We start from the raw sequence: 23,263 nt of genomic DNA on the forward strand, positions 1-23,263 counted from the left end.
AATTTCAGGGATTTGCGTCGGATGGAAAAAATTTATCAAGTCAAATCAATGTCTTGCCAAAGTGCCTAAAAAATAGGCAACCCCATGAACCGGGCCGAAAACAAGGAAAATTCCGCTCTCCCGAAATCTTCTCCGCAGAGTTATCCCCAGATTCCGTGGACAGCTTTGCTATTGCCTCGCGCTTCGGTTGGTGGCAGCCCCAGGGTAGAATCGACAGACTGTAAACCATGGACGACAAACCCCGCAGCGGACATGAGGTGATCCAGGATTACCTCCGCACTCTCGACGGCTCGCCCGGCGTCTACCGGATGCTGAACGCGGCGTCCGAGGTGCTGTATGTCGGCAAGGCGCGCAACCTGAAGGCGCGGGTGGCGAACTATGCCCGGCCCTCGGGCCATTCGGCGCGGATCGCCCGGATGATCCATGAAACCGCCTCGATGATGTTCCTGACCACCCGGACGGAACTCGAGGCGCTGCTGCTGGAACAGAACCTCATCAAGCAGCTGAAGCCGCGCTACAACGTGCTTCTGCGCGACGACAAGAGCTTTCCGAACATCCTGATCTCCTCCGAACACCCCTTTCCGCAGATCAAGAAGCACCGCGGCAAGAAATCCGAGAAAGGCGCCTACTTCGGCCCCTTCGCCTCTGCGGGCGCCGTCAACCGGACGCTCAACCAGTTGCAGAAGGTCTTCCTCCTCCGCAACTGCTCGGATTCCATGTTCGAAAGCCGCACCCGCCCCTGTCTGCAATACCAGATCAAGCGGTGCAGCGCGCCCTGCGTCGGCAAGATCAGCGCCGAGGGCTATGCGGGGCTGGTCGAGGACGCCAAGCGCTTCCTCGAAGGCAAGACCACCAGCGTGCAGGCCGACCTCGCCCGCGACATGGCCGCCGCTTCCGAGGCGATGGAATTCGAACGCGCCGCCGCCCTGCGCGACCGGATCAAGGCGCTGACCCAGGTCCAGCAAAGCCAGGTCATCAACCCGCAGGGCGTCTCCGAAGCCGACGTCGTCGCCCTCCACCTTGAACACGGCCAGGCCTGCGTCCAGGTCTTCTTCATCCGCGCCAACCAATCCTGGGGCAACCGCGACTTCTACCCGAAAACCGGCGCCGGGGCCGAGGCGCCCGAGATCATGGAGGCCTTCCTCACCCAATTCTACGACGACAAGGACCCGCCGCGCCTGATCCTCCTCTCCCACGCGCTCGACAACCCCGACCTCGTGGCCGAGGCCCTGACCGCCCGCGCCGGGCGCAAGGTGGAACTCGCCGTTCCCCAGCGCGGCGAAAAGGCGGAACTGGTGGAAAATGCGGTCAGGAACGCCCGCGAAAGCCTCGCCCGCCGGATGGCCGAGTCCACCACACAGAACAGGCTCCTCCAGGGTCTCGCCGAGGCCTTCGACCTCGATGCCCCGCCGCGCCGGATCGAGGTTTACGACAACTCCCACATTCAGGGCACCAATGCCGTGGGCGGCATGATCGTCGCGGGGCCCGAGGGCTTTCTGAAATCGCAGTACCGCAAGTTCAACATCAGGTCCGAGGCCGGGGCGAACTCGGACGATTTCGGCATGATGAAGGAAGTGCTGACCCGCCGCTTCGAGCGTCTGTTGAAGGAAGACCCCGACCGCAAGACCGACATGTGGCCCGACCTCCTGCTGATCGACGGCGGGGCAGGGCAGGTCTCCGCCGTGGCCGAGATCATGGCCGAGCTTGGCGTAGAGGACATCCCCGTGGTCGGCGTCGCCAAGGGCATCGACCGCGACGCGGGGAAAGAGGAATTCCACCGCCCCGGCGAACGCCCCTTCGCCCTGCAACGGAACGACCCCGTCCTCTACTTCATCCAGCGCCTGCGGGACGAGGCGCACCGCTGGGCCATCGGCGCCCACCGCGCCAAGCGGGCGAAGGCGGTCAGCCTGACCCCCCTCGACGACATCCCCGGCATCGGAGCCGCCCGCAAACGCGCCCTCCTGCAACACTTCGGCAGCGCCAAAGCCGTCGCGCGGGCGGCGGTGGAAGACCTGCAAGCCGTGGACGGGATTTCGCAGGCGATGGCCAGGACAATCGCGGATTACTTCTCGGCGAAAGGCTAGGGGACCGTCCCTTCGCCCTTTCCCTTCCGCAGACATCCCAGTCGGCGGCCTTCGACGCGTCGGCCGGGCGCGTCCCCACCCACAGCGACCGACCGACTTGCCAGGCGCCTCCCCTCCCCCTCCGTGGGGAGGGGATGGGGGTGGGGGGCATCCGCCCGAACCCGATTCGCGACGGGTGGTTAACGCGACAGAGGCCATCCGCGCGTCTGGACGGAAGCCAGACGCCTGCCAGACAGATGCCAGACGCCGTATCTACAGCCAACCTCTTGATCTAACACAGCAAACGCCAGATCAGCCGCTACTTCACCACGAAACCATGCGCAAACGGATCGCGGTCGTCGATGAAGATCGTGTTGATCCCCGTCTGCCGCGCCCACCCGGCAATGGAGGGCACGATCGCCTCCCGTCCCGCCACCGTCACCGCCGCCTCGACCCTTCCCTTGAAGATCGACCCGATGATGCTCTCATGATGGAACTCGTCCCCCACGCGCAACTTCCCCTTTGCCGCCAGTTGCGCCATCCGGGCCGAGGTTCCCGTCCCGCAGGGGCTGCGATCAATCGCTTTTTCCCCATAAAACACGGCGTTACGGGCATGCGCCCCCGGCACCGTCGGCTTGCCCGTCCACAGGATATGGCTCAGCCCCCGGATCGCCGGATGCTCGGGATGCACGAACTCATACTTCGCATTCAGCGCCGCCCGTAGTTTCGGCGACCAGCCGATCAATTCCCCCGCCGTATGGTCCGCCATGTCGCGGAAGGCCTTCTGCGGCTCGACAATCGCATAGAAGTTGCCGCCATAGGCCACGTCCACCACGACCTCGCCCAGGCCTTCAACTTCCGCCGTAAGTCCTTCTGCATAAAGGAATCCCGGCACATTCGTCAGCCGCACTTCCTCGACAAACCGCCCATCCTGTATATACGAAACCTCCACCTTCCCCGCCGGAGCATCCACCGCCAACCGCCCCGGCTCACGCGGCGCAATCAGCCCGTTCTCGATGCCCATCGTCACCGTCCCGATCAACCCGTGCCCGCACATCGGCAGACAGCCGGAGGTCTCGATGAACAGCACCCCAACGTCGCAATCGGGCCGCGTCGGCGGATAGAGGATCGACCCCGACATCATGTCATGCCCCCGCGGCTCAAACATAAGTCCGGTCCGTATCCAGTCGTAATCCCTCAGAAAATGCGCCCGGCGTTCCAGCATCGTCGCACCTTCCAACCGGGGTCCGCCACCAGACACCAGCCGGACCGGATTGCCGCAGGTATGCCCGTCGAGGCAAGAAAACGTATATACGGCCATGTCGGAACCTCCGCGGGCGTAGGCCCGCATCTAGAAGCGTTGCGGCGAGAACGGGGTCAGGGTGATCGCAGGCGGCGCGTCGGTCAACAGGTCCGCCACCAGTCGCGCGGTCCCGGCGCTTTGGGTCAGGCCCAGGTGGCCGTGACCGAAGGCATGGACAATGTGCGGCGAAGCCTTGGACCGGCCGATGGCCGGCAGGCTGTCCGGCAGCGAGGGACGGAACCCCATCCACGGCCTTCCGCCTTCGGTGTTCAGCGCAGGAAGAAACGCCTTTGCCTTCCGCAGCATGGCCTCGGACCGCCTGTAGTCGGGCGGCAGCGACAATCCGCCCAGTTCCACCGCCCCGCCGACCCGGATGCCAGTCGAAAGGCGCGAGATGACAAAGCCATGGCCGCCGAAGGTGATCTGGCAGCGCAGGTCCAGCGCGTCGGGGGGCAGCGTGGTGTTGTAGCCGCGTTCGGTCTCCAGCGGGATGCGCTCGCCCAAGGTGGCGGCAATGCGGTGCGAAAACGCGCCGGCGGCGAGGACGACCCTGTCGGTCGTCAGCGTCCCGACCTTCGTTCGTATATACACGCGGCCGTCCCGAGGGCTGAGGCCGGTGACTTCGGCGGTGTCGATACGGCCGCCCGCAGCGCGGAAGCGGTCGGCGAGGGCCTGTACATACAGCAAGGGGTCGGCGATGGACCACCAGCCGGGAGTGAAGGTGCCACGGATGAACCGGGAAGAGAGACCCGGTTGCAGCGCGGCCATCTCTTCCGGCCCCATGTGACGGAAATCGATTCCGTGGGCGGTTCGCGCCTCCCAGCCGGGAAGGGAGGCGCGGAACTCGGCTTCGGTCTCATAGACCTGCAGGTTCCCGTCCTTTCTCAGCATTCCCAGGGTGCCGGTTGTCGCCAGAAACGGTTCCAGCTCAGCCCGGGACAGGTCCATCAGCGCGGTCTGGGCGGCGGTCGAGGCAGCGACGGCACGGGGCGAACAGGCGCGCCAGAAACGGTAGAGCCATGGCGTGATCTGCACGGCATAGGCCGGCGGGATGGTCAGCGGGCCAAGCGGATCGAGCAGCCATTTCGGGGCCTTGCGCAGGAGTCCGGGTGAGGCCAGAGGCAGGATGTCCGTGAAGGCAAAGGCCCCCGCGTTCCCGGCCGAGGCGCCCGCAGCGGGGCCTTCGCGGTCAACAACCGTGACCGATAGCCCCCGCGCCTGTGCCATCAGCGCGGCAGAGAGGCCGATGACCCCGGCCCCGATGACGACAACCTCGGTCATCTCAGGCGGCGTACTTGCGCGCCTCCGGCTGCCTGGCCCAATCGGCATACCAGGCGTCGAACATCTTCAGTTGCGCCTCGATGAAGCCCTTCTGGCTGGCCGTCAGCTCGTCGCCTTCGTTGAAATGGTGTAGATACGCGGTCTCGCCGCGCAGGACCATCATGTGCTTGAAGAACAGCACCAGATCCGGCCCGGCATCGACTTCCGACAGGACCTGCATCGCCTGGTCCAGCTCCCAGGCCAGCCGCCGCGCCTCGGCGTCGCCCTTCCGGGCGGCTTTGCAGAGCGAGACCAGATGCAGCACCTCGCGGGGCAACACGTTACCGATCCCGGTGATCGCGCCATCGGCATTGCAGTTGACGTAGCCGTGGTAGACTGCCGTATCTACGCCGATCATCAGTCGAAGGTCCGGCGAGGCACCGGTGATCGCTTCGGCTGCATAGGACAGGTCGGCATAGCCGCCGAACTCCTTGAAACCGACCAGGTTCGGATGCTCGGCCCGGATCTGGAAGAAGAGGTCAGCTTTGGTGGAATAGCCATAGTAGGGGCTGTTGTAGATCACGGCGGGAAGGTCGGGCGCAGCCGACAGCACGGTCTTGAAATGCAGCCGCTGGGCCGCGACGACCGTGCCCCGCGACAGAAGGCGCGGGATGACCATGAGCCCATGCGCTCCGACGTTCTGGGCATGGGCCGCAATGGCGGCGGATGTGGCTGTATTTACAGCGCCCGTCCCGACGACCACCCTGATCCCGGCCTTCACCAGACGCTCAACCCCTTCCATCCGCTGCTCGGTGGTCAGAAGTGGCCAGTCGCCCATCGACCCGCAGTAGACCACCGCCGACATGCCAAGGCCGACAAGCTCTTTCGCCTTGGCCACCAGCGTATCGAAATCAGGCGAGCGATCCGCCTTGCAGGGGGTCATGAGGGCCGGAATCGTCCCCGAGAAGATGTCCGATGTCATGTGCCGGTCCTTTCGCTGCGCTGCGGGTTTCAAGGCTTGAACTACCGGCACCTTACACCTTGCATTTTGTCTGTCGACAAGAATCTCCGTCAGATCGTCACCCGACGCCGGAGGTCGCGGGACATCATGGTCTGAATCTGCTTTACGATCTTGTCGGCATGGTCCTTTGCAAGCCGGTCGCAGGTTTCGACATCCCGCGCGGCGATGGCGGCGATGATCGCCTCATGCTCCTGTATATACGGATGCGGCAGGCGGGGCTCGAAGGTGGGATAGTAGTACAGCCGCAGGATCCGGCGGCCTTCGTCCAGCAGGCGCGAGAAGAGTTGCAGGTAATAGGGATTGCGCCCCGCCTCGGCGATGGCGACGTGGAAATCCCGGTTCAGCAGGATCATGTCGGCGGTATTCCCGGCCTCGACGGCGCGGGCGAAGGTCTCCTGATGCTTGCGGATATTGGCGAGGTCGTCCTCGTCATGGAACTGCGCGGCCAGCCGCGTCGTCATGCGGTACATCAGCGTCAGCGCGTCAAAGAAGTGGTGCAGGTTCGGAAAATCGATCTGCGAGACGATGGTCGAGCGGTTCGGCAGCAAGGTCACCAGCCCGTCGGCCGCCAGGCGGACCAGCGCCTCGCGGATCGGCGTGCGCGACATCGCCAGACGCTCGGCCAGACCGGCTTCGTCGATCGGCGCGCCGGGCGGCAGCACGAGGTCCAGAATCTCGTCCCGCAACGTGTCGTAGACGAACCGCGCACCGGTGCCGCGCTTGCGTTCCTGATGTTCATCCATGCCCATCATTCCCGTCCCTTGCCGAAGGGATGACTACAGCACCGACTGGCCGCAGCAACCGGATTGTCGGCGCCAGTCTCGCACAACTGGCAGCCGGTTGTCGCAGAGGCAGCGGGGCGCTATGGCTCGACCCCGCCCAGTCGGCAGATGATTTCCCATTCCGCGTCCGAGACGGGCTGGACCGAAAGCCGGGTGTTGTTGACCAGCACCATCTTCTCCAGCCCCGGCGTGACCTTGCATTCCTCCAGGCTGATCGGGCGTTTCAACGGTTTCACCGCCTTGATCCAGACGCAGTCCCAGCGCGGGTCGTCCGTCGTGCTGTCCGGGCCGCTTTCCCGACAAACCTCAACGATTCCAACTATTTCCTTGCCGATATTCGAATGGTAGAAGAACCCGCGGTCGCCGATCTTCATCGCGCGCATGTTGTTGCGGGCCTGGTAGTTGCGCACGCCGTGCCATTCCTCGCCCACCTCGCCCTTCGCAGCCTGATGATCCCAGCCCCAGACATCGGGTTCGGACTTGAACAGCCAGTAGCTCATCCGATCACCCGCTTCCATTCCTGAACCATGACCGACTGGAACAGCCCCGCCTTGGCATAGGGATCCGCCGCCGCCCAGGCATCGGCCTCTGCCTTAGAGGCGACGTCCAGAATCACCAGGCTGCCGCACATCTGCCCGGCGGCGTCGATGAACGGCCCGGCCTGCTCCACCACGCCGGTCTCCTGTATATACGCCAGATGTGCGGCCCGGTTGTCGGTCCGGGTCTGCAGGGCGTTCGGCTTGTCGATACAGATCAGGGCATAGCGCATGGTCATTCCTGTTTCAGTGGCCGGCTCATCAGCTGGCCGATGGCATCATTCAGTGCGATCCGGCCCGAGGCAAGGGCATCGACCATCGCGGTGATCGGCATGTCCACGCCCCTGGCTTCCGCCAGACGCAGCACTGCACTGGCGGTCGCAACGCCCTCGACGGTGATCGACGGATCAAAGCCGGTGCCCTGGCCCAGCGAGAGGCCGAACCGGAAGTTCCGCGATTGCGTCGAGGTGCAGGTCAACACCAGATCGCCCAAGCCGGAGAGGCCTGCCAGCGTCTCGGGCCGCGCACCCAGGGCCATCGCAAGCCGGACCATCTCGGCATAGCCGCGCGTCATCAAGGCCGCGCGTGCGCTGTCGCCCAGACCTGCGCCGATCACCGCGCCTGCGGCGATGGCGACGACGTTCTTCAGAGCGCCGCCAAGCTCGGCCCCGGTGATGTCATCGGTGCGATAGAGGCGAAGGGTCGGGGTGGACAGCAGGTCCTGCAACTCGGCACCACGATCCGTCGCCGCAAGGGTCAGCGCAGTCGGCAGGCCGCGGGCGATGTCCACGGCAAAACTTGGCCCGGTCAGGATCGCTGCGACCGACTCTGGCCGCCGGTCCCGGATCAACGCCACCGGGCCGCGCAGACTGGTCAGGTCCACGCCCTTGCAACAGGCGACCAGAGGGGTGCCCTGGCCGATCTCGGGATAAAGGTCCAGCGCGCCCGCCAAGGTCTGCATCGGTATGGCAAGCAACACCGCCTCCCCGCCGCCGATTTCTGCGATTTCGGCATGAACAGAGACTGTTTTCGGCAGATCCACACCCGGCAGCACCTTGTCGTTGCGCCGCGTTTCCTGCATCTGCGCAACCGTCCGGGCATCCCGCGCCCAAAGCCGCACCTGTCGCCCTGCCTGGCCCAGGGCGACGGCCAAGGCGGTGCCAAACGCTCCGGCCCCGAGAATGCCGATCATGCCTTGGCCCCCTTCTTGCCCGAGCCGAGCAGCGCTGGCGCCGCCTGATCGAGCGGCCAGCGCGGACGGGCGATGAAGTCTGGCGCGTCGGTCAGCCCGGCCCGCACCCGCTCGATTCCCGCCCAGGCGATCATCGCGGCATTGTCGGTGCATAGTCGCAGCGGCGGGGCCAGGAAGGGGAGCCCGGCTTTTGCCGAAACAGTCTCTAGACAGGCCCGAATGGCCCTGTTTGCGGCCACCCCCCCGGCCACGGCAAGGGTCGTCGGGCGCAGGTCCGCAACCGTCGCAATCGCCCGCGCGGTCTTGATCGCCAGCACTTCGGCCACCGCCTGCTGGAACCCGGCGCAAAGGTCGCGTCGGTCCTGAACCGCTATCCCACCCTTTTCCGCCACCAGCGCATCCCGCGCCCGCAAGAGCGCGGTCTTGAGGCCCGAGAAGGACATGTCGCACCCCTCGCGGTCCAGAAGTGGCCTTGGAAAGCGGAATCGCTGCGGGTCGCCGAGGGCCGCCTCGGCCTCGACCGACGGCCCGCCCGGCTGCGGCAAGCCCAACAGTTTTGCCGTCTTGTCAAAGGCTTCGCCCGGTGCATCGTCGATCGTGCCGCCCAGCCGTTGAAAGCTGTCGGCGCCCTTGACCATCAGGAACTGGCAATGCCCGCCAGAGACCAGCAGCATGAGATAGGGAAACTCCACCTTGTCCGTCAGCCGCGGCGTCAGCGCATGACCCGCAAGGTGGTTCACCGGCACCAACGGCAGGCCGCGCGCAGCCGCCAGTCCCCGCGCCAGCATCACGCCGGATAGAACGCCCCCGATCAGGCCCGGCCCCGCTGTCACCGCGATGGCGTCGATCCGGTCCAGACCGATCCCCGATGCGCTCAACGCCGCCTCGACCACCCCATCCAGGCGTTCGGCATGGGCGCGGGCGGCGATTTCCGGCACGACGCCGCCAAACGCCTCGTGCAGGGCCGTCTGGCCCAGAACCTCCGAGGACAGGATCTCAGGCCTGGCCGCACCAGACGCGCGCACGACTGCCGCCGCCGTATCGTCGCAGCTGGTTTCGATCCCCAGAAAGGTAAGCGTCCGGTCCATGGCCCGCCGTTGCGTGGTGGCTCTTCGGCAGGTAACACCATGGACATGGCGAGACAATCCGAACCGCTTCCCGATGCGGACCATGCTGTCCCGGTGCTGCTGACCCGGCCCCGGGAGCAGGGCGAGAGCTTTGCCCGCAAGCTCACCCGGCGCCTTGGCAGTCGGGTCCGTCCGGTGATTGCGCCGCTGATGTCACCGGAGTATCTGTCGCCGCCCGCGCCAGAGGGACCCTTTGCCGCAGTCATCTTCACCTCGGCGCATGGCGTCGAAGGCGCCGTCCGGCTGGGGGTGGAACTGCCCCGGCTCGCCTATTGCGTGGGCCGCTCGACGGCGGCTGCGGCGACCAGGGCTGGCTTCGAGGCTCGGTCCGCCAATGGCAATGCCGAAGACCTGGTCGCAGCGGTCCGCAAGCAGGCTCCAAATGGCAGATTATTATATATACGGGGCGTAGATACGTCAGGAGACGTCGCCAATACACTGATTAATCAAGGTTTTCAGACAGTATCTTTACAGGTGTATCTACAGAAGCCCATACCATTTCTACGCGAGTCGACCGATCTTCTTTGCCAGACGGTGCCAGTCGTCCTTCCCCTGTTCTCACCGCGCAGCGCCCTGCTGTTCCGCGATGCGTTGCCGTCCGACGCCCGCGCCGACCTGCACATCGTCGCGATGAGCGAGGCGGTCGCGCAGGCTGCCGCCGATATTCCGCACTCTGCGCTGATGGTCGCGCGGAACCCGGACGCCCCTGGAATGCTTGACGCTGTCGAAAGCCTGCTTGCCGCACTCCCATCGCCTTGAACCGACCGGCAGCGAGTGCTTAGGTTGGGGCACGGGATGACAGAGGGCTACCGCATGACCAGACGCAAGGAACCCCAGTCAGACACCGCGGCCGAGACCGTCGTGCCAGAGCCGACCGCGCCAGGTTCGACCGAAGCGCCACCCCTCGGTCCGGTCGTCGCGGACGACGCTGTTTCGGACGCCCCCGCCGTCGATGATCCCGGCCCGACGCCACCGCCACCGGCACAACCTCTGCCGCCGCGCCGTGCAGGCTTTTTCGCCCCGCTTCTGGGCGGTGCTCTTGCCGGTGTTGCCGGATTCGCCCTCTCTCATTTCAACGTGCTCGGCCTTGCCGCCCCGGGCGCCTCTGCCGATATCGCCCAGCTTAGCGCCCGGATCGAAGAGCTCGCGTCCCGCCAATCCGCCGCGCTGGACCAGATCGCTGGCAGCATTTCGGCCGCCGAAAGCCGGATTGCCGCCCTGGAGGCGAGGCCCGAGCCCGCGGCACCCGACCTGTCGCGGTTGGACGGGCTGGAAAGGCGCCTTGCCGCCCTCGAAGCCGTGCCCCCCGATGGGACCGGGTCCAATGCCGCGCTCACCGCCAGGATTGCCGATCTTGAACGGCGCCTGACCGCGATGCCTTCGACTGAACCGTCGGCCGATCTGCAAAAGCAGCTCGAGGCGGCGCTGGCCCGGTTGGACGCCGCCGAAGCCGCTGCAAAGGCCCGCGCTGCCGAGGCGGAAGCAGCCGCTGCAGCCGCCAGCCGCGCGAGGGGGCTGGACGCCCTGGCAACAGCCATCGCCGAAGGTCGCCCCTTCGCTGCGGAACTTCAGGCCCTTTCCGACCCGACGCTTGACGCAACCCTTGCGCCCCTCGCCACCGATGGGGTGCCGACCCTGGCCAGCCTGCAGGCCTCCTTCCCCGATGCCGCCCGCGACACCCTGCGTCTTGCGCGCGAGACCAGCGGGGATAGTGGCTGGACCGACAGGCTGATGGATTTTCTCGCCTCGCAGACCGGAGCGCGCCCCGTGACCCCGATGGACGGCGACACCCCCGAGGCCATCCTCTCCCGCGCCGAATTCGCTTTGTCCGAGGGCCGCGTCGCCGATGCCCTGGCCGAGCTTGATCCGCTGGACCCCGCCGTGAAGACGCCGCTGGAGGCCTGGATCGCACAGGCGAAAGCCCATGCCGCAGCAACCGCAGCCCTGCAAGCCGCTCGGGGGGAATGATGCTCTGGTCGCTGACAAAGGTCGTTCTCTTCGTCGTCCTGATTGCCGCGCTTGCACTGGCTGCCGGGATGCTGTCGGAAACCGGCGAGACCATGCGCATCATCGTCGCCGGGTGGGAATTCACCATCGGCCCGGTTCAGGCGGTCATCATCGCACTTCTGACGGTCGTCGCGGTCTGGCTGTTGCTGAAAGTGCTGGGCCTGCTGGGCGCCACTTTCCGCTTTCTCAACGGCGACGAAACCGCGATCTCGCGCTATTTCGACCGCAACCGCGAACGCAAAGGCTACAAGGCGCTGTCCGAAGGCCTGATGGCGCTGGCCTCGGGCGAACCCCGCCTGGCCCTGATCCGCGCCCAGAATGCCGAGCGTTTGCTCGGAAAGCCCGAGTTGACCACGCTGCTCGTCGCCCAGGCCGCCGAAGCCGCAGGCGACCGCAAACGCGCGACCGAGGCTTACAAGACCCTGTTGCAGGACGAGACCACCCGTTTTGTCGGCTTGCGCGGCCTTCTGCACCAGAAGCTGGCCGAAGGCGACCGCGAGGTGGCGCTGAAGCTGGCCGAAAAGGCCTTCGAACTGCGCCCCAGACATGCCGAGACACAGGATATCCTGCTCAGACTGCAAGCGGATGCGGGGGACTGGTCCGGGGCGCGCGCCACGCTGGGGGCCAAGCTGAAGTCGGGCGCGCTGCCCAAGGACGTCTACCGCCGCCGCGATGCCGTCCTGGCCTTGCAACAGGCCCGCACCGTGATGGACGATGACGCCAGCATCGAGGCGCGTGAGGCAGCGATCGAGGCCAACAGGCTCTCTCCCGACCTGATTCCCGCCGCCGCCATGGCCGCGCGCAGCTATATCGCCAAGGGCGACCGCAAGAACGCCACCCGGGTCCTGAAAAAGGCCTGGGAAGTGATGCCCCACCCCGACCTCGCCGCCGCCTTCGCCGAGATCGAGCCGGATGAGACCCCGCAGGAACGGCTGAAACGTTTCCGCACCCTGACAAACGCCCGACCCGACAACGACGAAACCCGGATGCTTCTGGCCGAGCTTCTGGTTGCCGCCGAAGATTTCCCCGGCGCCCGCCGCGCCCTGGGTGACGTGGCAACCCGGGCGCCGACTCAGCGTTCACTGGCGATTCTGGCTGCCATCGCACGCGGTGAAGGGGCTGACGATCTGGTCGTGCGCGATATTGTCGCCCGCGCTATCGCCGCACCGCGCGGCCCGCAATGGGTTTGCGACAAGTGCCAGGCGATCCACGATGGCTGGCAGCCCGTCTGCGAAAACTGTGGCAGCTTCGATTCCCTGTCCTGGAGGACGCCGCCCGTCAGCACCACCTCACCCGCACTGGCCGAGTTGCTGCCCCTGATGGACGCCCGCCCCGACCCCGGGTCAGAGCCCACCCCGCCCGAGGAAGAGCAGCTCCCCCTGGACGAGATCGCCCGGCGCGCAAATTAGGGCTACACAGTCCGGATGGGCGGTGCTAATAGCCCGCGCAGGGAAGAATGCCGGTGTAGCTCAGCTGGTAGAGCACGTCATTCGTAATGATGGGGTCGGGGGTTCGAGTCCCTTCACCGGCACCATTCTTCCCTGAAACCAGCCGCCACAAGCAAAAGCCGCCGGGCCTTTCGGACCGGCGGCTTTGCGGTTTTCGGGCCCTAGCGCTTTGGACCTTTCGGCGGCACGAACCGCTTTGACGTGTCCTTGGCATCCGGGCGCGGTTTGGCTGGTCGGGCCGTCGCACCGGCCCGGTCGAAGGGTTTCTTCGCCCCAAAGCCCTTGCCGCCGCCCGGCTTGCCCGCATCCTCACGCTTCGCATAGGGCCGGGCACCGTCACCCTTGGGGGCATAGGTCGCCCTCGGACGCTCGCCATCCTCCCGAGGCCGGAAACCTTCGCCTTTCGGCGCGTAGGGCTTGCGCGCCGGGCGGTCCCCTTCGGCGCGCGGAGCATACTCACCCCGCGGCTTGTAGCCATCGGTCTTGCCTGCGTAAGGCTTGCGGGCCGGACGGTCGCCGTCTGCGGGGGCTGCCGCCTCGGCGCGCGGACGGTAGTTTTCCGGCTTGCCCTTGTAGCCGCCCTCGCTGGCATGGCTCTTGTAGCCGAAGGCCCGACCCGGCTTGTCCGCCGATCCGCCATGGCTCTTGAACCCGGCCGAACGCGGGGCAGACTTCTGGTCCGGCGTCCAGCGCGGCTTCTTCGGTGCGTCCTCGGCTTTCTCAAGGCGCGGCGCACGCTCCTCATTTGCCTTCCGGGCCGGGCGATCGGCCTTCCACTCCGGCCGCGCCTCGGATGGCGTCACGCGCGGGCGGTCATCCTGTTTCGGCTTCGGCTTGTACTCCCGCGGAGCCGCCTCGGCGGTCTCATCCTCGACCACACGCGGCGGCTTGGGCATATAGGCGGGCTTCTCGCGGCGCTCGGGCTTTGCAAAGCGCGGCTTGTCGAAATCCGGTTCGCCCTCGACCCGTTCCATCGTCAGGCCCTTGTCCAGCTCGACCGTGCCACCAAACCGCGAGGCCAGCGCTTCAGAGATCTGCACGAAAGTCTCGTCCTCACGCACGCGGATCGCGCCGATACCGTCCTTGGCAATGCTGCCCGCGTCGCAGATCTTCGGCAGCAGCCAGCGCGCTTCGGCCCGGCCGGACCGGCCCACCGAAACCCGGAACCAGACCGACGGCCCGAAGTCGCCCCGTTCGCGCGGAGCCGACGGCGGCGGGACCGGCAGGTCGGTGGACAGCACCTCGGGCGCAGACCGCCCTTCGCGCCACAGCCGCACGAACGCCGCTGCCAGCGCCTCGGCCCCGAACTTGTCCAGCAGCTCACCCGCGATCCCGGCCTCTTCCCCGATCGGAGCCGTCAAGGCAGGATGCTCCAGCAGCCGCAGGTCATCCTTGGCCTGCACGTCATCCGCGCCGGGGGCCGGGCCCCATTCGGCCACGACCTTCGCCCCGGCCAGCAGCCGCTGCGCCTTCTTGTACTCCGCAGGGGTCACGATCAGCGCCGAAACGCCTTTCTTCCCGGCCCGCCCCGTCCGACCCGACCGGTGCAGCAGGGTCTCCGAGTTCGACGGCAGGTCGGCATGGACCACCAGTTCCAGCCCCGGCAGGTCGATGCCCCGGGCGGCCACATCCGTCGCAATGCAGACCCGCGCGCGGCCGTCGCGCAGCGCCTGCAGCGCATGGGTCCGCTCCTGCTGGCTCAGTTCGCCCGACAAAGCCACGACCTGGAACCCCCGGTTCCCCATCCGCGCAAGAAGGTGGTTCACGTTGACCCGCGTCTTGCAGAACACGATGGCCGTCCGCGCATCGTAATAGCGCAGCACGTTGAAAATCGCATGTTCCCGGTCGCGCACGGCCACGCTCATCGCGTGATATTCGATGTCGACGTGCTGCTTCGCCTCGCCCTGCGCCTGGATGCGCAGCGCGACCTTCTGGAACTCGCCCGCCAGCTTCTCGATTTCCTTCGGCACCGTGGCCGAAAACATCAGCGTCCGGCGTTCCGGGGGTGCGGCGGCCAGGATGAACTCCAGATCCTCGGCGAACCCGAGGTCAAGCATCTCGTCCGCCTCGTCCAGCACCACGGCGCGCAGGCCCGACAGGTCCAGCGACCCGCGCTCGATATGGTCCCGCAAGCGGCCCGGAGTGCCGACAACGATATGGGCCCCACGCTCCAGCGCCCGGCCTTCGGTCCGGTAGTCCATCCCGCCGACGCAGGTCGCCAGCCTGGCCTGCGCACCGGCATACAGCCATTCCAGTTCGCGCGCGACCTGCAAGGCAAGTTCCCGCGTCGGGGCAATCGCCAGCGCGATGGGCTTGTCGGCATAAAGCAGGACGTCCTGCCCACCCAGGATCTCCGGCGCGATGGCCAGGCCGAAGGCCACTGTCTTGCCCGACCCGGTCTGCGCCGAGACCAGCAGGTCGCGCCCGGCAACCCCATCCTCCAGCACGGCGTCCTGCACCGCGGTCAAGGTTTCATAGCCTTTTGCGGCCAAAGCCTGCGCCAGCGGCGCGGCCACGTTTTCGATCGTCATTGATGTCTTTTCCAAAGGGGGACGGCCAGCGCCCGTAAGAAGCCAAACGGCCCCTGTCCCTTTGGTGCGGGCCTCCTCGCCCACAGTCCCGGAATCCTGACCGTGGGGAGCCAGTACCCGAAAGTGGGTCGGCTGTATAGGCCCTTACGCGGCAGTCAGCCTACGGATCGCTTCGGCATGAAGACCGGGCGGGAGGGCCAGCAGACCCTTGGCCTGCGCTTCCGGCGTGTTGAAGCGCAGCGTTGCGCCGGTCTGATCCGTCACCACCGCCCCGGCCCGTTCGGCGATCAGCGACCCCGCCGCGATGTCCCATTCCCAGGCGTCGCGCAGGGTCAGCATCCCGTCAAAACGCCCTTCGGCGGCCAGGCACAACCGATAGGCCAGCGACGCGCGAAAGCTCCGCGTGATTTCGGGCACGCCGCCCGGCCACTTCTCGGGCAGCATGTTCGCCTTTGTCGTCAGGATGTTGGCGCCTTCCAGACGGTCACGCCCGCTGACGGCGATCGGCTCGCCATCCTTCATCGCGGGCGAAGTCAGCGAAGCCGTGTAAATACGATCAATCGCCGGTATGTACACGACGCCCGCTGTCACCTTGCCCTGATGCGCCACCGCCAGCGAATGCGCCCAGGTCTCCTCTCCGGCGATGTAGGCCCGTGTCCCGTCGATCGGGTCCACGATGAAGACCGTATCTGCAGCCAGCCGGTCGGTTGAATCCGGTGTCTCCTCGGACAGCCAGCCGTAGTCCGGCCTCGCGTCCAGCAACTTCGCCTTCAGCATGTCATTGACCGCAAGGTCGGCCTCGGTCACCGGGCCATGCTCGCCGCCCTTGTCCCAGACCTGCGGGTCCTTGCGCCAATAGCGCAGCGCGATCCGCCCCGCCTCGCGCGCGGCGTCGGTCAAGAGGGCCAGGTCACGCGCCGGCAAGGGTCATCCCGTCGATCAGGATCGAGGGCACCCGCGTCGACAGATGCGCCCGCGCGTCGTTGGCGGGCACGATCCGCAACAGCATGTCGCGCAGGTTCCCCGCAATGGTGCATTCATGCACGGGATAGGCCAGCTGGCCGTTTTCGACCCAGAACCCGCTGGCCCCGCGCGAATAGTCCCCCGTCGTCGGGTTGATCGTCGAGCCGATCATCGAGGTGACCAGCAGCCCCGTTCCCATCTGCTTCAACAGATCGTCCCGGCTGACAACCCCTTGCGTCAGGTCGATATTCGTCGTCGACGGCGACGGTGGCGCGGACGTCCCCCGCGAGGCATTGCCCGTCGAGGCCATCCCCAGCTTCCGCCCCGTTGACAGGTCCAGGACCCAGCCCGTCAGCACTCCATCCGCCACGATCTCGCGTCGCCGGGTCGCCAGCCCCTCGCCATCGAAGGGCCGGGACGAGCCGATCCGCGGTCGCAGCGGGTCCTCGATCAGCGACACACCGGCGGGGAGCACCTGTTTCCCAAGCAGATCCCGCGCCCAGCTTGATCCGCGCGCAATCGACGTCCCGTTGATCGCCGACAACAGATGCGACACCAGAGAGGCGGCGACCCTCTCGTCGTAAACCACCGGATAGGTCCCGGTCTTCGGCTTTACCGAACCGACCCGCGCCAGGGTCCGCTCGGCCGCCAGCCGCCCGATCTCCTGCGCGGAGGGCATGTCCGAGGCGTATATGCGCCCCTCGCCCGCATGATCCCGCTGCATCTCGGTGCCCTGGCCGGTGAAGGCCACGGCCGACAGCGAGGTGGAGGTGCGCCCATACCCACCGGAAAATCCGTTCGTCGCCGCAAGGTGGATGGCCCGCTGACTGTAGGCCGCCGAGGCCTCGACCTGCGTGATTCCCGTGACTTCCAGCGCCGCCGCCTCGACCGCCCGGGCCGAGGCTTCCAGCACGGCCGCCTCCGGCTCGCCTGCCGGATCAGCCAGGTCCAGCGCCGACAGATCCCAGCCGGATGCCAGCTGACCAGCCTCTGCCAGCCCCGCTGTCGCATCCTCCGGCGCTTCCCGCGCCATCGCCACCGCCCGTTCGGCCAGGGCCCGGATCGTCGCATCCGATGTATCCGAGGCCGAAACACAGGCCTGCCGCCGCCCGATCAGCACCCGCAGGCCGATCTCCACCCCTTCGGACCGCTCCGCAGTCTCCAGCGCGCCCTTGCGGATTTCGATCGACACCGCCGTGCCTGCGACCGCCAGCGCATCGGCACTGTCGGCCCCGGCCTTGCGGGCGGCGTCCAGAAGGGAATGGCTCAGGTCGGCAAGTCTGGGGGTCATCGCAAGGTCCCGAAAGGTCTGCCGATCAGGTAGCCCCACCCGCGACCCTTCGCAAGGTCGCGGGCCATTTCACTGCCGTCACTGCAACCGCTGGCCGTTGGCGAACAGCCCGCCGTCCTTGAACTCGATCTCCGAGGTCAGCTCATCCGGCCCGGCCCCGGGGCGCGTAAACATCGCCAGCCCCATGCGAAAGCCCATGGCGTCGTCCTCGCTCAGGATGCCCAGCGCGATCAGATTCTCGACCAGCTTGTTCACCCCCTTGATCCCGATGCTGATCTTGCCATCCGGGCGCGGCATCCCGCCGAAGGTCGTCATGTCGGCGTTGTCGAAGGTCAGCCCGCCGGCGGCCGAAACCTCGGCCCCCGCGGCCTTGGCCAGCACTTGCGTGATGTCCAGGCTGTGCAACTCGCCCGGAGGCTCCACGCCATCCATCTGCACCGACGGGTCCATGATGTCCTTCTTCCAGAAGCCGGTCCCCTTAAGATCGACGATCACCGTGGCCGGCTCCCGCGAGAGCGACCCCGCCGGGTCAAACAGGCCCCAGATATCCTCGGACACGGTGAAATCGACCAGCTTGGTCAGGAAGGTGAAATCCTGCGGGCTATCGGATTTCGACACCGGCATCATCACTCTGAACCCGCTTTCGGCAAAGGCCAGATCGACCTGCGGGAACGGGATCTCGGCCCCCGAGACGGTGAACTTCGCTCCGGTCAGCGAGGTTCCATAGTCCAGCCGTGTCTTGTCCATCGCCACGTTGAACCCGCCGCCCGCCGCCGTGGCCGTGATCCTGGTCGGCCCCTTCGCCTCGGTGACGTCCAGATCGGCCTGCATCGCGCCGAAGCTCATGGTCGAATCCAGCGTGAAGCCGGAATTCAGCGCCGCGGCCATGTTCGCCATCATGTCGGCGCCCAGGAAGTTGCCCTTGGTCGTGCCGGCCAGATCGGACAGCGACACGGTGCCCCGGCCCTGCCCGCCGCTCCCGGAGGTGTCGCTGCCCGACAGGTTCAGCACCATGCCCTTCGCGGCATAGCTCATGTCCAGACGGGTGGTCTCGCCGTCCCGCGCAACGACATATTTCGCCGTCGCCCCGGTCATCACCATGTCGGCCTGGGTGTCCAGCACCTTGCCGTCTTCATCGGTGATCTCGTCCAGCTTGATCGTCACGCTGGGCGCGGTGAAGTCATAGCTTGTCTCGGTCGCGCTGCCGCCTGCGATGATGGTCATCCCCGGCTGATTGACCGTCAGCGTCATCGACCCCGGACCCTCGCCCGTCGCCGGGAAATCCAGCGCGAGCGGATAGCTTTCCGGCATCGCCACAGTGACCGTGCCGTCACCGTTGTCCGTGAAGCTCAGCTTGTCGAAACGGATCGACGCGCTGCCCCCCAACTGGTCCTTCTGCGTCACCGACACATCCGTCACCTCGACCACAGAGCCGCTGTCGGTGGTGTTTCCAACCGTCAGCTCCTGCCCGGCCGAGGTCAGCATCGCCTGCCAGCTTTCCCACACCTCCCGCGGGGTGACGTCGGCTGTCGCCGCCGTAGCAAGGAATATCAGGGCAATCGCCGAGGAACAGGTAAGGGCACGGGTCATAGCTTATGCCTTTCGGGTTGAAATCGCTCGCCGCAACCTTTCAATCTCGCCCCGACAGCGTCAAGGGTTTCCGAGGCGCGGGTCAGGAAACCGGACGGGGGATGCATGATAAGAGTCGAACATGTCGGCGAATGCTGCACGATCACGCTGGCGCGCCCGGAAAAGGCCAATGCGCTGACGGAAACCATGCTGGAAGGTCTGGCCTCTGCCGTCACCCGGACCACCGCCAAGGTCCTGATCCTGACTGGCGAGGGGAAAGTCTTTTCCGCCGGGGCCGACCTTGACGGCATGAAGCAGGGCCTTGGTCTGTCTCCGGCATGGGAGGCCGCCTCGGGCGCCGTCGCCGCCTTCCCGGGTCTGTCCATCGCCGCCCTGAACGGCACTCTCGCGGGCGGGGCGATGGGCGTGGCGCTGGCCTGCGACCTGCGGGTCAGTGTGCCCTCGGCCAGTTTCTTCTACCCCGTCATGCGCCTTGGCTACCGGCCGCAACCCTCGGACCCCGGCCGCCTTGCCGCGCTGGTCGGCCCCTCGCGCGCCAGGATGATCCTCCTTGCCGCACAGCGGATCGACGCCGAAACCGCCCTCGCCTGGGGCCTGATCGACCGCATCTGCCCGCCCGAGGCACTGATCGACACCGCGATGTCGCTGGCAGAGGCGGCATTGGCCGCCGATCCGGGGCATGTTGCCGCCCTGAAGCGCATGACCAACGGAGACGCGCCATGACGAACGCCTACGACACGGGCCGCCTGAACCTGCCCTTTGTCGGCATCGCGACCTTCGGCAAGAACCCCTACCAACCCGACTGGTCCGCCATCGACGCCGACTTCGCGGTGCTCGGCGCGCCCTTCGACTTCGGCACCCAGTTCCGCGCCGGAGCCCGCTTCGGTCCGCGCGGCATCCGCGAGGCCTCCACCCTCTTCTCCTTCGGCCATGCCGGGGCCTATGACCACGAAGACGACGTGACCTATCTCGAAGGCGTCCGCATCCTTGACATCGGCGATGCCGACATCGTCCACACCGACACCGAAACCTCGCACGCCAACATCGAAAAGGGCGTCCGCGCCATCCTTGCCTCCGGGGCCGTCCCCGTGGTGCTGGGCGGAGACCATTCCATCAACATCCCCTGCATCCGTGCCTTCGCGGGCCGCCCCCTCCACATCGTCCAGATCGACGCCCACCTCGATTTCGTCGACGTACGCCACGGCGTCCGCCACGGCCACGGAAACCCCATGCGCCGCGCCGCCGAACAGGATCACGTCAAGGGCATCACCGCGCTGGGCATCCGCAACGTCAGTTCCACCGCCAAGGACGGCTATGACGCCGCCCGCGCGATGGGCGACGACATCCTGTCGGTCCGGCAGGTCCGCAAACTGGGGATCGAGGCCACCCTCGCCCGCATCCCGCGCGGCATCGACTATTATCTGACCATCGACATCGACGGCTTCGACCCCTCCATCGCGCCGGGCACCGGCACCCCGTCGCACGGCGGGTTCCTCTACTATGAAGTGCTGGAGCTGATCGACGGCCTGACCAGGCAGGGCAACATCATCGGCATCGACCTCGTGGAAGTCGCCCCGGATTACGACCACTCCGGCACTACCGCGATCCTCGCGGCGCAGATCCTGCTGAACACCATCGGGCGCATCGCCCATAACCGGAGGTAAGCCGTGGAAAGCGTCCAGGACTGGCTGCAACATGCGACCGATACCGCTTTGCGCTGGCTCTCCTCGCCCGCCGCCCTGATGCAATTCGGCCTGTTGATCGCTGCGTACATACTCGCCCGCCTGCTCGCGGGCCGCCTGATCCCGGCCATCGAGAAGGCCCTGACGCCAAAGGCCGACTCCACTCACATCCTCGCGCGCCTCCGCCGCTTTGCGCTGCAATTCCTGCCGATCCTCCTTCCCCTCCTCGCCTACACGCTGACCGCCTTGGGCGAGGGGCTCACCCGCGCCGCCTTCGGCAGCGGCGAAGTCATCGCCTTCGGCAAGCGCGTCTTCCTGTTCCTCGCCGCGCTGGAGCTTGTCCGCCGCATCCTGCCCCCCGGCCTTTTGAAGCTGATGGGCCGCTACATCCTCCTCCCCGTCATGGCGCTGAACGCGCTGGGCGTCCTGGATGACGTCACCGCTTACCTCGATGCAGCCCAGGTCAACCTCGGCGAGATCCGTTTCACCGCGCTTGGCCTGATCCGGGGCGTGATCGCCGGGGCGCTCCTGTTCTGGCTCGGCTCATGGTCCAACCGCCAGTCTGCGGGCTACATCAAGGCACAGCCGGACCTTCGCCCCGCCACGCGGGAACTGGCGATCAAGGCCTCCGAGATCGCCATCTTCGGCGCGGCCTTCCTGCTGCTGATGTCGATCATGGGCATCGACCTGACCGCCGTCGCCGTCCTTGGCGGTGCGCTGGGCGTGGGGATCGGCCTCGGCCTGCAACAGATCGCCGCCAACTTCGTCTCTGGCATCATCCTGCTGCTCGAAGGCCAGACCACCGTCGGCGATTATGTCGAACTCGACGGCGGCGAGAAGGGGACCATCGTCAAGATGACCGCCCGCGCCTGTGTGCTGGAAACCTTCGACGGAAAATGGATCGTCGTTCCGAACGAACATTTCATCACGTCCCGCGTGGTCAACTACTCCGACCAGGGCAGCGCCAATCGCTATGAGGCCGCGTTTTCAGTATCTTACGACACGGACATAAACATCGTGCCCGATTTGATCGAGCGCGCGGTCGCGAAACTCCCCTTCGTCCTGCAATCCCCCGACGGCCCGGACTGCGAATTGCGCGGGTTTGGAGAGTCCAGCATCGACTTTGCCGTGGAATACTGGGTCTCGGGCATCGACGACGGCAAGAACAAGTATGGCTCTGCGGTCCTCTTCGCGATCTGGAACGCGCTGAAAGAGGCCGGGATCCAGATGCCCTACCCCCACCGCGTCGTCGAACTGCGCCATGCCCCCGGCACCTGACGCTCTCGTCATCGGCGCGGGCCCCGCTGGCCTGATGGCGGCCGAAGAGCTTGCGAAGACCGGCGCGCAAGTGCTTGTCGTCGAAGCCAAACCTACCGTCGCCCGCAAGTTCCTGATGGCCGGGAAATCCGGCCTGAACGTCACCAGGGACGAGCCGTGGGAAACCTTCGTCACCCGCTACGACTGCCCCCACCTGCGCCCGATCCTGGCCGATTTCGGCCCCGAACAGGTGCAGGACTGGTGCCGCGCTCTGGGGCAGGACGTATATACAGGCTCCTCCGGCCGGGTCTTTCCCGTGGCGATGAAGGCCTCGCCCCTCCTCCGTGCCTGGCTCCAGCGTCTCGCAGCCCAGGGCGTCGAAATCCGCACCCGTTGGCGCTGGACCGGCTTTGACGGCAGCGCCTTCCGCTTTGATGCGCCCGATGGCCCCCGGACCCTGATGCCGAAAGTGACCGTCCTCGCCCTCGGCGGCGCCAGCTGGCAACGGCTCGGCTCTGACGGCGCCTGGGTCCCCTGGCTGGAGGCAAAGGGCGTCCGGATCACCCCCTGGCGGCCCGCCAACATGGGGTTCCGCGTCGACTGGTCGCACCATATGACCCCGTTTTTCGGCTGCCCCGTCAAAGGCATAGCATTGATCGCCGGGCCAAGGCGCGAACGTGGCGAGTTCATCGTTTCGGCACGGGGCGTCGAGGGCGGTGGTATATACAGTATCTACAAGTATCTGCGCGATGCAGCTACACTTCACCTCGATCTGTTGCCTGACCTGACGCAGGATGACATTGCCCGAAGGCTGGCGAAGATGAAGCCCGGCGACAGCGCGACCAATCGACTGCGCAAGCTCGGCCTCGACCGCACCCAGATCGCGCTGGTGATGGAGTTCGCGCGCACCGACCCCTTCGCGCACATCAAGCACCTGCCCATCCCCCTGCAAGGCCCCCGCCCCCTGGACGAGGCAATCAGCGTGGCCGGCGGCATCGCCTGGGATGCGCTCACCCCCGATCTGGAACTGGAAGCCCTGCCGAACACCTTCGCCGCCGGGGAAATGCTGGACTGGGAGGCCCCGACGGGCGGCTACCTCCTGACCGCCTGCTGGGCCACAGGCCGCTGGGCGGGACAGGCCGCGGCACGTCGTTTGCAGGAAACCCCGCCCCGGACCTGATCCGGGGCCTCCTGCAACCCGCGAGGTCCC

20 protein-coding genes and 1 tRNA gene are annotated in these 23,263 nt (G+C 66.6%); 9 read left to right on the forward strand and 12 right to left on the reverse strand.

All coding sequences use genetic code 11. From position 1 onward, the window contains the following. The first annotated feature begins 227 nt into the window (after positions 1–227). Positions 228–2,084 (forward strand): excinuclease ABC subunit UvrC, encoded by a 1,857-nt coding sequence (uvrC, locus tag D5084_RS14855; protein ID WP_128516287.1) that lies wholly within the window; start codon positions 228–230, stop codon positions 2,082–2,084. A 298-nt stretch (positions 2,085–2,382) separates the two neighbouring features. On the opposite strand, the gene D5084_RS14860 is transcribed toward uvrC, so the two are convergent. The 8 genes from D5084_RS14860 to tsaD all read right to left on the reverse strand — a co-directional run bounded on the left by D5084_RS14860 (position 2,383) and on the right by tsaD (position 9,245). Beyond that, on the reverse strand, positions 2,383–3,384 hold the full coding sequence (locus D5084_RS14860; protein ID WP_128516288.1) for a 4-hydroxyproline epimerase: 1,002 nt from the start codon (positions 3,382–3,384) through the stop codon (positions 2,383–2,385). Positions 3,385–3,414: 30 nt separating this feature from the next. Continuing rightward, positions 3,415–4,647, reverse strand: a complete 1,233-nt coding sequence (locus tag D5084_RS14865) for an NAD(P)/FAD-dependent oxidoreductase (protein ID WP_128516289.1) — start codon at positions 4,645–4,647, stop codon at positions 3,415–3,417. Between the two features lies 1 nt (position 4,648). Next, positions 4,649–5,608 carry a dihydrodipicolinate synthase family protein gene (locus D5084_RS14870; protein WP_128516290.1) on the reverse strand — a complete coding sequence of 320 codons (960 nt, stop codon included), beginning with the start codon at positions 5,606–5,608 and terminating at the stop codon, positions 4,649–4,651. A gap of 89 nt (positions 5,609–5,697) precedes the next feature. Further along, a complete protein-coding gene (locus D5084_RS14875) occupies positions 5,698–6,390 on the reverse strand; it encodes a GntR family transcriptional regulator (RefSeq protein ID WP_238382668.1) in 693 nt (230 codons plus the stop codon). Between the two features lie 119 nt (positions 6,391–6,509). Continuing rightward, positions 6,510–6,929 (reverse strand): EVE domain-containing protein, encoded by a 420-nt coding sequence (locus D5084_RS14880; protein WP_128516292.1) that lies wholly within the window; start codon positions 6,927–6,929, stop codon positions 6,510–6,512. Further along, positions 6,926–7,198 (reverse strand): YciI family protein, encoded by a 273-nt coding sequence (locus D5084_RS14885; protein WP_128516371.1) that lies wholly within the window; start codon positions 7,196–7,198, stop codon positions 6,926–6,928. Before D5084_RS14885 ends, D5084_RS14880 begins: the two co-directional genes overlap by 4 nt. 2 nt (positions 7,199–7,200) lie before the next feature. Further along, entirely contained in the window at positions 7,201–8,157 is a 957-nt protein-coding gene (locus D5084_RS14890) for an NAD(P)H-dependent glycerol-3-phosphate dehydrogenase (protein WP_128516293.1), read from the reverse strand. Next, positions 8,154–9,245 (reverse strand): tRNA (adenosine(37)-N6)-threonylcarbamoyltransferase complex transferase subunit TsaD, encoded by a 1,092-nt coding sequence (gene tsaD, locus D5084_RS14895; RefSeq protein ID WP_128516294.1) that lies wholly within the window; start codon positions 9,243–9,245, stop codon positions 8,154–8,156. The genes D5084_RS14890 and tsaD overlap by 4 nt, the downstream gene beginning before the upstream one ends. A gap of 45 nt (positions 9,246–9,290) precedes the next feature. On the opposite strand from tsaD, the gene D5084_RS14900 reads away from it, so the two are divergent. The 4 genes from D5084_RS14900 to D5084_RS14915 all read left to right on the forward strand — a co-directional run bounded on the left by D5084_RS14900 (position 9,291) and on the right by D5084_RS14915 (position 12,825). Beyond that, positions 9,291–10,043 (forward strand): uroporphyrinogen-III synthase, encoded by a 753-nt coding sequence (locus D5084_RS14900; RefSeq protein WP_162302448.1) that lies wholly within the window; start codon positions 9,291–9,293, stop codon positions 10,041–10,043. A gap of 54 nt (positions 10,044–10,097) precedes the next feature. Next, positions 10,098–11,252, forward strand: coding sequence for a hypothetical protein (locus tag D5084_RS14905; protein WP_128516296.1), 1,155 nt, complete (start codon positions 10,098–10,100; stop codon positions 11,250–11,252). Then, on the forward strand, positions 11,252–12,700 hold the full coding sequence (locus tag D5084_RS14910; RefSeq protein ID WP_128516372.1) for a heme biosynthesis protein HemY: 1,449 nt from the start codon (positions 11,252–11,254) through the stop codon (positions 12,698–12,700). Before D5084_RS14905 ends, D5084_RS14910 begins: the two co-directional genes overlap by 1 nt. Positions 12,701–12,749: 49 nt before the next feature. Beyond that, positions 12,750–12,825, forward strand: a tRNA-Thr gene (locus D5084_RS14915). 75 nt (positions 12,826–12,900) lie between these two features. Here the strand turns inward: D5084_RS14915 and D5084_RS14920 are convergent. The 4 genes from D5084_RS14920 to D5084_RS14935 form a co-directional block, all read right to left on the reverse strand. Next, on the reverse strand, positions 12,901–15,270 hold the full coding sequence (locus D5084_RS14920; protein ID WP_128516297.1) for a DEAD/DEAH box helicase: 2,370 nt from the start codon (positions 15,268–15,270) through the stop codon (positions 12,901–12,903). 144 nt (positions 15,271–15,414) lie between these two features. Then, positions 15,415–16,194 carry an inositol monophosphatase family protein gene (locus D5084_RS14925; RefSeq protein WP_128516298.1) on the reverse strand — a complete coding sequence of 260 codons (780 nt, stop codon included), beginning with the start codon at positions 16,192–16,194 and terminating at the stop codon, positions 15,415–15,417. Further along, entirely contained in the window at positions 16,181–17,524 is a 1,344-nt protein-coding gene (locus D5084_RS14930; RefSeq protein ID WP_128516299.1) for a TldD/PmbA family protein, read from the reverse strand. The genes D5084_RS14925 and D5084_RS14930 overlap by 14 nt, the downstream gene beginning before the upstream one ends. Before the next feature lie 78 nt (positions 17,525–17,602). After that, positions 17,603–19,114 carry a DUF2125 domain-containing protein gene (locus D5084_RS14935; RefSeq protein WP_128516300.1) on the reverse strand — a complete coding sequence of 504 codons (1,512 nt, stop codon included), beginning with the start codon at positions 19,112–19,114 and terminating at the stop codon, positions 17,603–17,605. 105 nt (positions 19,115–19,219) lie between these two features. Here D5084_RS14935 and D5084_RS14940 point away from each other — a divergent pair, with 105 nt between their 5' ends. From D5084_RS14940 to D5084_RS14955, 4 genes are read left to right on the forward strand one after another with little or no spacing between them, the layout of a single operon-like run. After that, the gene (locus tag D5084_RS14940) at positions 19,220–19,837 is read left to right on the forward strand and encodes an enoyl-CoA hydratase/isomerase family protein (RefSeq protein ID WP_128516301.1); all 618 of its coding nucleotides are present in this window, start codon (positions 19,220–19,222) and stop codon (positions 19,835–19,837) included. Next, positions 19,834–20,778, forward strand: coding sequence for an agmatinase (gene speB / locus D5084_RS14945; protein WP_128516302.1), 945 nt, complete (start codon positions 19,834–19,836; stop codon positions 20,776–20,778). Before D5084_RS14940 ends, speB begins: the two co-directional genes overlap by 4 nt. A 3-nt stretch (positions 20,779–20,781) precedes the next feature. Continuing rightward, positions 20,782–22,074, forward strand: coding sequence for a mechanosensitive ion channel family protein (locus D5084_RS14950; RefSeq protein ID WP_238382669.1), 1,293 nt, complete (start codon positions 20,782–20,784; stop codon positions 22,072–22,074). Then, the gene (locus D5084_RS14955) at positions 22,058–23,233 is read left to right on the forward strand and encodes a BaiN/RdsA family NAD(P)/FAD-dependent oxidoreductase (RefSeq protein ID WP_128516303.1); all 1,176 of its coding nucleotides are present in this window, start codon (positions 22,058–22,060) and stop codon (positions 23,231–23,233) included. Before D5084_RS14950 ends, D5084_RS14955 begins: the two co-directional genes overlap by 17 nt. Positions 23,234–23,263 lie beyond the last annotated feature (30 nt).

Origin of the sequence: Tabrizicola thermarum, from assembly GCF_003574395.1 — a bacterium.
Taxonomy (GTDB): domain Bacteria; phylum Pseudomonadota; class Alphaproteobacteria; order Rhodobacterales; family Rhodobacteraceae; genus Tabrizicola; species Tabrizicola thermarum.

Bases quoted from the DNA above. Each gene is read 5' to 3' on its own strand.
- uvrC (WP_128516287.1), top strand. From the start codon at position 228: ATGGACGACAAACCCCGCAGCGGACATGAGGTGATCCAGGATTACCTC.
- D5084_RS14860 (WP_128516288.1), bottom strand. From the start codon at position 3,384: ATGGCCGTATATACGTTTTCTTGCCTCGACGGGCATACCTGCGGCAAT.
- D5084_RS14865 (WP_128516289.1), bottom strand. From the start codon at position 4,647: ATGACCGAGGTTGTCGTCATCGGGGCCGGGGTCATCGGCCTCTCTGCC.
- D5084_RS14870 (WP_128516290.1), bottom strand. From the start codon at position 5,608: ATGACATCGGACATCTTCTCGGGGACGATTCCGGCCCTCATGACCCCC.
- D5084_RS14875 (WP_238382668.1), bottom strand. From the start codon at position 6,390: ATGGATGAACATCAGGAACGCAAGCGCGGCACCGGTGCGCGGTTCGTC.
- D5084_RS14880 (WP_128516292.1), bottom strand. From the start codon at position 6,929: ATGAGCTACTGGCTGTTCAAGTCCGAACCCGATGTCTGGGGCTGGGAT.
- D5084_RS14885 (WP_128516371.1), bottom strand. From the start codon at position 7,198: ATGCGCTATGCCCTGATCTGTATCGACAAGCCGAACGCCCTGCAGACC.
- D5084_RS14890 (WP_128516293.1), bottom strand. From the start codon at position 8,157: ATGATCGGCATTCTCGGGGCCGGAGCGTTTGGCACCGCCTTGGCCGTC.
- tsaD (WP_128516294.1), bottom strand. From the start codon at position 9,245: ATGGACCGGACGCTTACCTTTCTGGGGATCGAAACCAGCTGCGACGAT.
- D5084_RS14900 (WP_162302448.1), top strand. From the start codon at position 9,291: ATGGCGAGACAATCCGAACCGCTTCCCGATGCGGACCATGCTGTCCCG.
- D5084_RS14905 (WP_128516296.1), top strand. From the start codon at position 10,098: ATGACCAGACGCAAGGAACCCCAGTCAGACACCGCGGCCGAGACCGTC.
- D5084_RS14910 (WP_128516372.1), top strand. From the start codon at position 11,252: ATGCTCTGGTCGCTGACAAAGGTCGTTCTCTTCGTCGTCCTGATTGCC.
- D5084_RS14920 (WP_128516297.1), bottom strand. From the start codon at position 15,270: ATGACGATCGAAAACGTGGCCGCGCCGCTGGCGCAGGCTTTGGCCGCA.
- D5084_RS14930 (WP_128516299.1), bottom strand. From the start codon at position 17,524: ATGACCCCCAGACTTGCCGACCTGAGCCATTCCCTTCTGGACGCCGCC.
- D5084_RS14935 (WP_128516300.1), bottom strand. From the start codon at position 19,114: ATGACCCGTGCCCTTACCTGTTCCTCGGCGATTGCCCTGATATTCCTT.
- D5084_RS14940 (WP_128516301.1), top strand. From the start codon at position 19,220: ATGATAAGAGTCGAACATGTCGGCGAATGCTGCACGATCACGCTGGCG.
- speB (WP_128516302.1), top strand. From the start codon at position 19,834: ATGACGAACGCCTACGACACGGGCCGCCTGAACCTGCCCTTTGTCGGC.
- D5084_RS14955 (WP_128516303.1), top strand. From the start codon at position 22,058: ATGCCCCCGGCACCTGACGCTCTCGTCATCGGCGCGGGCCCCGCTGGC.